Below are 10,640 nucleotides of genomic sequence, written 5' to 3'. Positions count from 1 at the left end.
GTTTTACCGTGGTCAACGTGACCGATAGTACCTACGTTTACGTGCGGCTTATTACGTTCAAACTTAGCTTTAGCCATGACAGCCTCTCTCTCGAAACGCGCGGTGGACGATGCCAACCAGTGCTTCATTGGTTTAAATTAAAAATTTTCAGGGCTGAGGTGTTCGAGAGGATTATCACTGGTGCTGATAGGCGGATTTGAACCGCCGACCTCACCCTTACCAAGGGTGCGCTCTACCAACTGAGCTATATCAGCACTGTGTGAATAAGTGGAGCGGGTGGCGGGAATCGAACCCGCGTCATCAGCTTGGAAGGCTGAGGTAATAGCCATTATACGACACCCGCAATCAGATTCTCGGCTACCTCGGACCTAATTAGAAAAAAATGGTGGAGGGGGCAGGATTCGAACCTGCGAAGGCTGAGCCGTCAGATTTACAGTCTGATCCCTTTGGCCGCTCGGGAACCCCTCCACGAATTTTTTCTAAAAAATGGTGCCGGCAGAGAGAGTCGAACTCCCGACCTACTGATTACAAGTCAGTTGCTCTACCAGCTGAGCTATGCCGGCGCCACCGTTTAGGTGGAGCGCATTCTAGGAGATCGACGGGGGTCTTGCAACCACCTAGATGCATTTTTTTTGTTTTTTTTGCCTGACTGCTTAATTTTTAATTCTATTGCACGTTAATTGAGCGCGGAATCCTAAGTTCCCCCACGAGGCTTTCTGACAATCCAGAGCTATAAGCGCAGGTAGAAACTCCGAGAGCAAGGCATAATCAGGCCGATTGAGGGAGCGTACACGAAGTACGTGACCGATTGAGGCCTGATTATAACGCAGCTATCGGAGCTTTCTGACAAGCCAGCCACCCCAAACCGGAAGCGCAGGCAGAAACTCCGAGAGCAAGGCATAATCAGGCCGATTGAGGGAGCGTACACGAAGTACGTGACCGATTGAGGCCTGATTATAACGCAGCTATCGGAGCTTTCTGACAAGCCAGAGCCGACCAACGCGATGCGTTGGGTACGACTGAAGTAGGTCTAGCGCGGTGGTGGGATAAGTCACGTGGGGGTGTGCGCGGCAGGGATGCCGCGCCCAAGCCTATATGGATGTACTTGCGGCGTCCCCCACGAGGCTTTCCCACCGCCGTGCCCTGAATCAACCACGGGCCAACGCGATACGATGGTCCAGGGGGAGAGATTGGCTTCGTGAGGGTGTCTGCATGGATGCATTACGGCGTCCCTCACGGGGCCAACTCTGCCGCTGGGCCTTTAACCGCCTCGGCCCAACGCGAAGCGTTGGGTACGACTGAGGCAGGTCTGGCCCGGTGCGTTTACGGCGTAGTTAACCGCCGAAGGGGTGGCGGAGGATGATGGTTTCGGCGCGATCTGGACCGGTAGAGATGATATCTACAGGAACTCCAAGCAGTGCTTCTAAGCGGGCGATATATGCCAACGCCGCTTGCGGTAACTGTGCGTGGTCAGTGACACCCACGGTGTTATCGCTCCAACCTGACGTGGTTTCGTATACAGGCTTCACCAACTCGTAGTCTTCTGCAGCCATTGGCGGTAGATCAACCACTTCGCCATTCGGTAATTCGTAGCCAATACAGATCTTTAATTCTTCTAGACCATCCAGCACATCAAGCTTGGTTAAGCATAAGCCGCTAATTGAGTTAATTTGTACGGCCCGACGCATGGCGACCGCATCAAACCAACCGGTGCGGCGCTTACGACCCGTCGTGGCACCAAATTCGTGACCTTTGACTCCTAAGTGCTCACCCACAGAACAATCTAATTCCGTAGGGAATGGACCAGAGCCCACACGGGTGGTGTAGGCTTTCACAATACCTAAGACATAGTCCAGGTAACGCGGACCGAACCCCGCGCCAGTGGCAACGCCACCCGCAGTCGTGTTCGATGAGGTGACATAGGGATAGGTACCGTGGTCAATATCCAATAAGGTGCCTTGAGCGCCTTCAAACATGATGGCATCGCCACGCACGCGTGCTTTCTCGAGCAAGCCAGGCACATCCGCCACTAATGGCTTCAGGATCTCCGCAACCTCAAGGCAGTACGCCAGCACAGTTTCCACAGAAACCGCTTCTTGCTTAAAATACTCGGTGAGCACAAAATTATGCAGCGCCATGGTCTCTTCTAGCTTTTCGCGCAAACGCTCTGGGTGAAATAAATCACCCAAACGAATGGCTCGGCGCGCTACTTTATCTTCATAAGCAGGACCAATGCCGCGCCCTGTTGTGCCAATTTTCTTCGCACCCTTCGCCACTTCACGTGCCTGATCAAGGGCAATATGGTAAGGCAAGATCAATGGGCAGGCTTCGCTCAATAGCAAGCGCTCGCGCACAGGAATACCGCGCTCTTCAAGCATCTTCACTTCTTTGAGTAAGGCTTCTGGCGAAAGAACGACCCCGTTACCAATCACGCAGGTGACGTTGTCACGTAAAATACCTGAGGGGATCAAGTGGAGGACTGTTTTTTCACCGTCGATAACAAGCGTATGGCCCGCATTGTGGCCACCTTGATAACGAACCACATAGGTTGCTTTATCTGTTAACAGATCAACAATCTTACCCTTGCCTTCGTCACCCCATTGGGTGCCGAGAATAACGACATTTTTGCTCATGATAGTTTAATTTTGGAAGTAGACAGGCGGTGGATTAAGCGAGGATTCTACCAGAAACCTCGCCAGTTTCAGAATGATTTTTATGCAAATCGGATCTGCTGATAATCCTCGGGATTGTGATACATCGCAAAACCGAAGCGTAAACGGTCGTTCCGATAGTCTGTAGCAACCCCTTGAGCACGCAGTTGGGTCGCGATTTTCTCGACACTGGCTGCATCCGATAAACGAAACGTAAAGAAGTGACCGTGCCCTAAATGATCGCACTTCAGCAAATGGTCGCGATTTACTTCTGAATGATGACAACCATCGATATGCTGTAAAAATGCCTCTTGCAGCTGTCGAATATAGCCGTCACGAACAGCAGTCGTGAGACCCTGTTGCTGCCATAGGTCAAATACCGCTAGTTGCCGATAAATAGCGCTGAAATCCATGGTGGCTCCCGCAAAGCGCATACCATCGTTCGCATACTGAATTGGGCCGTGTTGCGCTTTAGCAAGTCCGGAAAAGTCAGCGAACCATCCCGTGTATTCCGGGCGTAATTCACATCCTTTTGGCACTGCCATAAAGCATACGCCCTCGCCCGCTTGCGCATATTTGTACCCGCCGGCGAGATAAAAAATACGATCCGCCACTGCCCTTAGATCCGTTTCAATGGCGCCATAACCGTGGTAGCCATCGACCATCACTAACGTATTTGAGGCGACTTCTCCAATCCAATCGTTCACCTGAGGCGCTGCCACACCACTGTTATAGAACACTTGGCTAATAAATATCAGATCGATATCTGCCGTTGACGCGATGGCGTGATGCCAGCGTTCCTGCAAGGTATCAAAAGGCTCGCAAGGCACCCGAATAACGTCGACGTTGCCCCGCTCTTCTAACCGGCGGCTTTGCCGATTAAAGCTATGAAACTCACCATCCGTGGTAAGAATACGTAACGGCTTTGCGGCAGAAAAGGTTGTAAATACCCGATACAAAAGCTCATGGGTATTTTGAGCAAATACAATTTGCTGTGGATCTGGGAGTTGTAATTCTTGGGCGATATATTTTTGCAGTGCAGGCACTTTTTCGCCGAAGATCACGGCCCATTTTTCATCTGCATGCTTGGCAGAGTCATCCCAATAAGCCAATTGTGCCGCTCGGGTTGCGTCGGGCCAGTAATAATGACTATGGGGTGCGCAATGCAATACATCCGGGCGAGCGTTAAGAAAGTGAGAATAGAGGTGTTTGTACATAGAGGATTCGCCGTGGCAAAAACAAACGGGAGCCGAAGCTCCCGTTTACATCGGTTTTCTAGTTTCCTGAAGCAGACATGCTACCGAAATACTTGAAGAAGTCGCTGTCAGGACTTAACACAAGTACGCTATCACCGTCGCCAAACGACTTAGTGTAAGCTTCTAAGCTACGAATAAAAGCAAAGAACTCAGCATCTTGAGTGTATGCGCTGGCATAAATTTGTGCCGCTTCCGCATCACCTTCACCGCGAATCTGACGCGCTTCACGCTCAGCGTCTGCCAACATTACAGTCACCCGGGCATCTACGTCAGCACGAATGATTTCCGCCTGCTCACGACCTTCTGAGCGATGCTCACGCGCTACCGCATCCCGTTCCGCCCGCATCCGCGCAAAGATCGCACTACTAACTTCCGTAGGTAGATTGATTTGCTTCACACGTACGTCCAGTACTTGGATACCTAAGTCGTTCGAGCTTTCAGAGGCTTGAATCAATGCCTGCTCCATCAGCTCATCCCGCTCACCAGAAACGATATCGCGAATTGTGCGCGCACCGAACTCTGCACGCAATCCGTTGTTGATACGACGCATTAAGAGTTCTTCCGCTTCTGCTTGGTTACCTCCGCCCGTAGACAGGTAGTACTTGGAGAAGTCTTCGATGCGCCATTTCACAAAGGCGTCCACGATTAAGTCTTTTTTCTCACTTGTGATGAAGCGGTCCGCTTGACCATCCAGTGTTTTAATCCGCGAATCTAATTTCTGAATACGCTCAATTAATGGAATTTTAAAGTGCAGGCCTGGTTGGTATACCAGCGGCATGCCACTTTCGTCTTGCGCCACTTTACCAAAGCGAATGACGATGCCACGCTCATGCTCAGCAATAGTGAACAGTGACGAATAACCAAGCACCGCAATGATAATGGCAATTACAACATAAATAGGTTTCATTGCTTAGTTCCCCCCGCGCGTCGAAGACCGTGTCGTGCCACGATTCAGATCTTGTTGACTAGAGTTAGTTCCCGTAGGAGAAGCGACTCCATTCTGACCTTGGCTTGGCAGCATCGGTAGATTTTGCCCGGCGCGACTACGACCATGTTGCTCAAGAATTTTATCCAGTGGCAAATACATCATGTTGTTGCTGCCATCCACGTCGATAAAGATCTTCGCATTGTCGGCGTAAATCCGCTCCAGCGTTTCTAAGAAAATACGCTGACGGGTAACTTCTGGTGCGGCTTGATACTGAGGTAGTAACTCGTTAAAACGAGCGACCTCACCAGTCGCGCGCAGCACCATTTGTTCTTTGTACGCTTGTGCTTCTTGTTGCAAACGACGCACCCGACCACGAGCGGTAGGCTCGATTTCCCGTGCATAGGCTTCTGCCTCACGCACGAAACGTTCTTGGTCTTCCTGCGCTCGAATCGCATCATCAAAGGCTTCACGTACTTCTTCTGGCGGACGTGCGCCCAAGAAGTTGACGTCGATCACCCGCAAGCCCACATCGTAACGCTCGATCAAGCGGTCGATGATTTCCCAGGTTTGCTGACGAATTTCTTCACGACCAACAGTCAGAATATTATCCATCGTGTTGTGACCAATAACGTAGCGCAATGCACTATCGGTGATTTGCGACAAACTCGAATCCGGATTCTCAACGTTAAATAAGTATGCCCGTGCATTGGCAACGCGATACTGCACGGCTAACTCAACGCGCACTACGTTCTCGTCTTCGGTCAGCATAAAGCCACCGGTTTCCTGACGGAAAACGTTGTTCACGTCAACGTTGGTTACTTGATCAATAAAGTAAGGGCGCCAATGCAGGCCCGATGTGACTTCTGCGTGATAGGCTCCAAAACGCTGGATAACACCGCGTTCTGCTTCGCGAACGGTATAGAAACCGGCGATAAACCAAATCACTGCCACTAATACCAATGCAAAGCCCACGACTTTGCCAGGGATTCCACTGGTTGTTGAACCCCCACTTCCACCTTGGCCGCCTTTCCCGCCACCAAGACCTAGTTTGCTCATGAGACTGCGCAAAGCTTCATCAAGATCAGGAGGCCCCTGATCTCGACCACCTTGGTTATTTCCCCAAGGATCTTTATCTTTGCCGCTGTTCCCCGGTTGATTCCAGGCCATCGATTACTCCAGCAAATACTTAAACGTTCAACATTAAATCTCGACTAACAAATCGTATTTGTTAATCGATCACCAAACTGTTTTAACAACCGTTGCCATTCCACAACGGGTACTCGAACCGATAGTAACACATCTCCATCGGTCTGTGACTGTTCTTCTAACACACAATGCATGCCATATAATGTACTGCGTAATTTGCCGTCATTTGGGCCTAATCGCAAGTGATGTTCGATCAGTTGCGGCACCAATAACTCATGTAGCGCTTGCCGCAGTAAATCAATTCCTTCACCCGTTTGCGCAGATAGCCATACTTCCCGCGGTCGTTGATCATCATCATACACAATCCGTGGCGACAATTCGGGTACCAGATCCAACTTGTTCATCACCATCAATTGCGGTACATCACTGGCTTCAATTTCCGCCAACACCTTGTCGACTTCTTTGCGATTTTCACCCATGCGATCATCATGGCAATCCATCACATGCAGCAGCAAGTCTGCATCTTTGGTTTCTTGCAAGGTGGCCTTAAAGGCTGCCACTAAATCGTGGGGCAAATGCCGAATAAATCCGACCGTATCGGCAAAAATAACCGTGCCGATATCTGGAAGTTCATATTTTCGTAACGTGGGATCCAGGGTGGCAAACAACTGATCAGCCGCATACACATCCGCGTCCGTGAGTCGATTAAACAAAGTTGATTTGCCCGCGTTGGTATATCCCACCAATGCAATGGTTGGGATCTCCGCCCGATTCCGCGCCCGCCGCCCTTGTTCTCGCTGCTTCTCTACTTTCTCTAAGCGCGCCAAAATATTTTTAATGCGCCCACGAATAAGTCGACGGTCGGTTTCTAACTGGGTTTCGCCCGGTCCACGCAAGCCTATCCCACCTTTCTGTCGCTCAAGGTGAGTCCACCCACGAATTAAGCGGGTGGAGATATGTCGAAGCTGAGCAAGCTCAACTTGCAGCTTACCTTCATGGGTGCGCGCCCGCTGGGCGAATATATCTAGAATCAAACCGGTGCGATCCAGCACCCGGCATTTCACTTGGCGTTCAATATTGCGTTCTTGCGACGGTGATAATTTATGATTGAATATAACCACGTCTGCGTTGGTAGCTTGCACCAACGCCGCAACTTCTTCAGTTTTGCCAGAGCCAATAAATAATCGGGCGTCTGGGGAATGTCGGGAGGTAGTAACAACGGCTTCAGCTGCTACACCGGCCGACGCCACCAATAATTTGAGTTCTTCGAGATCTTCGCGTGCCGATTCATTGGGGAAATCCACATGAACCAACACGGCCTGCTCGCCACCTTCATACCGCTCAAACAAGCAAGCCGCTCCTTCACTGTCCCTTAATGGACAGGTTATTCATCTCCATCGTGACCATTTTGCGGAGGATACTGACTTGGGCTCCGCGACGGTACCACAGTAGAAATTGCATGTTTATAAACCATTTGGCTCACGGTGTTTTTGAGCAACACAACAAACTGATCAAACGATTCAATTTGTCCTTGCAGCTTAATACCGTTCACTAAGTAAATTGAGACCGGAATTCTCTCACGACGCAGTGCGTTCAAAAAAGGGTCTTGTAATGTTTGCCCTTTTGCCATAAATCGGCTCCTTTATGATTATTAGTATTGTTACGGCCGCCACATGGATGATCCACACTTTCCTTGGCAACATAAGTCTTCACGAATCCGCACATTCTCCGGAACATCGTAAAAATTCTTCACTAGTGTAGCAATAAAATTAAAAAATCGTACCACTTGATATAGTGGCAATTGGCGAAATTTCAATAGTTTTGCCCAGATTTTAATTAATTATCGGCATTTTTCCACGCATCAGGCGGCAAAGGCGCTTGCAGCAGACATTTGAAAATTTCTTCGGTACTGTCGCCTGCTAGCGGATCTAACCAGTGCAGACCCGGCCATGATCGCAACCACGTGATCTGCCGTTTCGCTAACTGCCGCGTAGCAATCACGCCCCGCTCAACCATTTCATCGCGGGTTAATTCACCACTCAGATACTGCCACATTTGCCGATAGCCCACCGCGCGAATCGACGGTAAATCCGGATGCAAATCACCGCGATCCATCAATTTTTGCACTTCCGCTTCAAAACCTTGTTCGAGCATGGTGTGAAATCTGAGTTCGATACGTTGGTGCAGAATTTTCCGATCAACGGGGGCCACCGCAATTTGCCACGTGGGTAATGGCAGCCCAGGATTTTGACTTTGTGTATGCTCGGTTAAGGATTTGCCACTTAACCGATACACCTCAAGGGCTCGCATCACCCGTTGTGGATCATTCGGATGAATACGTGCAGCAGACACTGGATCAATGCTCTGCAGTTGCTGGTGCAACTGTTCCCAACCCTCTGCATCAGCTTCTGCCTGCAACTGCGCACGCACCGCTTGGTCGGCCTGCGGTAACGTAGATAGCCCGGCTAAAAGGGCGCGAAAATAGAGCATGGTTCCGCCCACGAGCAGCGGAATGCGCCCACGCTCGCGAATTGCGGTAATTAATGCCAATGCATCGGTACGAAAATCCGCAGCAGAGTAGGCATCCGCTGGATCACGAATATCAATCAAATGATGTGGGTAGCGAGCAAGCTCATCGGCACTCGGCTTGGCCGTTCCAATGTCCATTCCCCGATAAACTAAGGCGGAGTCAACACTCACCAACTCCACCGGTAGTCTATCGGCGAGGGCCATGGCCAATGCTGTTTTTCCTGCAGCGGTCGGTCCGCTCAAACAAATCACACCTTGCTGCAAATGCTCAACGAGACTCATTACTCACTCCTGAATCCCGAATGGCATCATGCCAAGGTAATTCAATAATCTCCCGACGCCAATCGAATTTGGCGTCGTCTGCTTCTCGCAAGAGACGTTCAAAAGTCACTTTGCTGGGAGCCTGCAACACTGCGTGCTTCCCTAGCCAAGCTGCCAGGTCTGTTCGTTGTTGCTCCGTCATATCCCGCAAACAAGTAAGTGAGCGTTCACTTAACCAAGCCGCTAATGCGGGAACAATCTCGCTGATGTTGCCATGGCGCAAGACCGAGGACACCTGCTCAATCTGGACACTCTGGCGGCCTGATCGACGCAACAAAATACCTAACTCTTGCAAGAGTATCTGTTTCTCCAGCAATAGCTCGACAGTTGTACGGTCTGTCAGCGCCACAGGCAAGAGCAAGGGTTGCCCGGTTAAGCCTACCTCTAAGCCTGCCTGCAAGCGTTGTTGCAATAGCTGTCGTTGCAGTCGGCGACTATCAAGCAATCCGAGGCGGGTATCGGCTTGCAGTAAAGCAAACCAATCCGCGTGTATCGCAATAAATCGCCAGTGCTCAACCGAGTTTGTCTCAGCACTGGTGGTCGGCCACATGCCTTGATAGGCAGATTGCGCATCCAGAGCTGACGCCGAGCGCGGAGCCGGACGCTGCTGGCTCGTTCCTGGCTGAGTCGACCGCCGCATAGGAAAAAACGGAGATGGGGTCGCTACATGTGAATGGGGATCGGAATACCGTTGCTGTGATTTCGGCTCGGACTTCACCATTGTTTCAGTGACCTGAGGCACGGCATCGGGCTGGGGGCCATAACCATGCTGATACGAATGCCCCGTACTTTCAGTGCCCTCGGTTCCCAGCACTTGAGCAATCCCATTACGTAACACCCCGAGCACAAAATCATGTACTTGCCGTGCTTGGTGAAACCGCACTTCATGCTTTGCTGGATGCACATTCACATCCACGTCATGAGCCGGCAAATTCAGGTACAAAATGAAGGTCGGCTGTCGATCGTCGGGCAAGGCCTCACCATATGCCTGACGTACCGCATGGTTCAATAACTTATCGCGCATCATACGGCCATTCACATACATGTACTGAATATCGTTTTGGTGACGGCAGGCTTGGGGCGGACTAAACCATCCACGCAACGACAGCGCCTCCTCGTGATGATCGAGATAAATTGCTTCCTCAGCAAACCGCCGTCCGGCTACTTGCTGCAAGCGTCCGCTATGATTCTCATCTTTCATACGATGATACTGACGCAACACCTGCTGATTATGGCTCAGCACAACAGTGACGTCGGGGCGCGCCAGCGCGATCCGACGCACCACTTCATCAATATGATTAAATTCCGTTTTCTCGGTACGTAAAAACTTGCGCCTAGCTGGCGTATTAAAAAATAAGTCTTCCACATCCACAGTACTGCCCACGGGATGTGAAGCGGGCTCAAGAGCCACCGCCATATCACGACCCTCACAAAACGCTGCCCAAGCTTCGTCATTGTCTTGCGGTCGTGAGGTCAATCGGAGGCGTGACACTGAGCTAATACTAGCGAGTGCTTCACCCCGAAAGCCCAAGCTAAGAATGGCTTCAAGATCATCGAGGGAGGCGATTTTGCTGGTCGCGTGCCGACTTAACGCGAGCGTGAGTTCATCTTTCGGAATTCCGCAGCCATTGTCGCGCACCCGAATGCGGCGAGCCCCGCCTTTTTCAATATCAATACGGATATCGGTGGCACCGGCGTCAAGGCTATTTTCAACCAATTCCTTGACTACGGACGCAGGCCGCTCAACCACTTCGCCGGCAGCGATTTGGTTGGCCAGCTGTGGGGGTAGTAACTGAATCGGCATTGGCA

The 10,640-nt window shown here is 50.9% G+C and carries 8 protein-coding genes, 4 tRNA genes and 1 pseudogene; all 13 read right to left on the bottom strand.

The annotated features are described in order from the left end of the window. A pseudogene (locus FM042_RS08720) lies at positions 1–77 on the bottom strand (elongation factor Tu); the annotation flags it as partial. Between the two features lie 101 nt (positions 78–178). Next, positions 179–254, bottom strand: a tRNA-Thr gene (locus FM042_RS08715). Positions 255–268: 14 nt separating this feature from the next. After that, positions 269–343 (bottom strand) — tRNA-Gly (locus FM042_RS08710). Between the two features lie 40 nt (positions 344–383). Further along, positions 384–468: transfer RNA gene (locus FM042_RS08705), tRNA-Tyr, on the bottom strand. A 19-nt stretch (positions 469–487) separates the two neighbouring features. After that, positions 488–563: transfer RNA gene (locus FM042_RS08700), tRNA-Thr, on the bottom strand. A gap of 771 nt (positions 564–1,334) precedes the next feature. Continuing rightward, a complete protein-coding gene (locus FM042_RS08695; RefSeq protein ID WP_143236030.1) occupies positions 1,335–2,633 on the bottom strand; it encodes an adenylosuccinate synthase in 1,299 nt (432 codons plus the stop codon). A gap of 80 nt (positions 2,634–2,713) precedes the next feature. Further along, entirely contained in the window at positions 2,714–3,868 is a 1,155-nt protein-coding gene (locus FM042_RS08690) for an aminotransferase class V-fold PLP-dependent enzyme (protein WP_143236029.1), read from the bottom strand. A 58-nt stretch (positions 3,869–3,926) separates the two neighbouring features. After that, entirely contained in the window at positions 3,927–4,814 is an 888-nt protein-coding gene (hflC, locus tag FM042_RS08685; protein WP_143236028.1) for a protease modulator HflC, read from the bottom strand. A 3-nt stretch (positions 4,815–4,817) separates the two neighbouring features. Beyond that, positions 4,818–6,002: an FtsH protease activity modulator HflK gene (gene hflK, locus FM042_RS08680; RefSeq protein WP_143236027.1), complete on the bottom strand. Its 1,185-nt coding sequence runs from the start codon at positions 6,000–6,002 to the stop codon at positions 4,818–4,820. A 44-nt stretch (positions 6,003–6,046) separates the two neighbouring features. Continuing rightward, the gene (gene hflX, locus FM042_RS08675; RefSeq protein WP_143236026.1) at positions 6,047–7,330 is read right to left on the bottom strand and encodes a ribosome rescue GTPase HflX; all 1,284 of its coding nucleotides are present in this window, start codon (positions 7,328–7,330) and stop codon (positions 6,047–6,049) included. A 35-nt stretch (positions 7,331–7,365) separates the two neighbouring features. Beyond that, entirely contained in the window at positions 7,366–7,611 is a 246-nt protein-coding gene (hfq, locus tag FM042_RS08670; RefSeq protein ID WP_126775997.1) for an RNA chaperone Hfq, read from the bottom strand. A 206-nt stretch (positions 7,612–7,817) separates the two neighbouring features. Beyond that, the gene (miaA, locus tag FM042_RS08665; protein ID WP_143236025.1) at positions 7,818–8,792 is read right to left on the bottom strand and encodes a tRNA (adenosine(37)-N6)-dimethylallyltransferase MiaA; all 975 of its coding nucleotides are present in this window, start codon (positions 8,790–8,792) and stop codon (positions 7,818–7,820) included. After that, on the bottom strand, positions 8,779–10,635 hold the full coding sequence (mutL, locus tag FM042_RS08660; RefSeq protein ID WP_185960751.1) for a DNA mismatch repair endonuclease MutL: 1,857 nt from the start codon (positions 10,633–10,635) through the stop codon (positions 8,779–8,781). The genes miaA and mutL overlap by 14 nt, the downstream gene beginning before the upstream one ends. Positions 10,636–10,640 lie beyond the last annotated feature (5 nt).

It is taken from the genome of Aliidiomarina halalkaliphila (assembly GCF_007096385.1).
Taxonomy (GTDB): Bacteria; Pseudomonadota; Gammaproteobacteria; order Enterobacterales; family Alteromonadaceae; genus Aliidiomarina; species Aliidiomarina halalkaliphila.
Note: the sequence above shows the minus strand (reverse complement) of the source record. Positions and strands in the feature narration are given on the sequence as shown.

Excerpts from the sequence above, each read along its gene's own strand:
- hflK (WP_143236027.1), bottom strand. The coding sequence starts at position 6,002 with ATGGCCTGGAATCAACCGGGGAACAGCGGCAAAGATAAAGATCCTTGG.
- FM042_RS08695 (WP_143236030.1), bottom strand. The coding sequence starts at position 2,633 with ATGAGCAAAAATGTCGTTATTCTCGGCACCCAATGGGGTGACGAAGGC.
- hflC (WP_143236028.1), bottom strand. The coding sequence starts at position 4,814 with ATGAAACCTATTTATGTTGTAATTGCCATTATCATTGCGGTGCTTGGT.
- hfq (WP_126775997.1), bottom strand. The coding sequence starts at position 7,611 with ATGGCAAAAGGGCAAACATTACAAGACCCTTTTTTGAACGCACTGCGT.
- miaA (WP_143236025.1), bottom strand. The coding sequence starts at position 8,792 with ATGAGTCTCGTTGAGCATTTGCAGCAAGGTGTGATTTGTTTGAGCGGA.
- mutL (WP_185960751.1), bottom strand. The coding sequence starts at position 10,635 with ATGCCGATTCAGTTACTACCCCCACAGCTGGCCAACCAAATCGCTGCC.
- FM042_RS08690 (WP_143236029.1), bottom strand. The coding sequence starts at position 3,868 with ATGTACAAACACCTCTATTCTCACTTTCTTAACGCTCGCCCGGATGTA.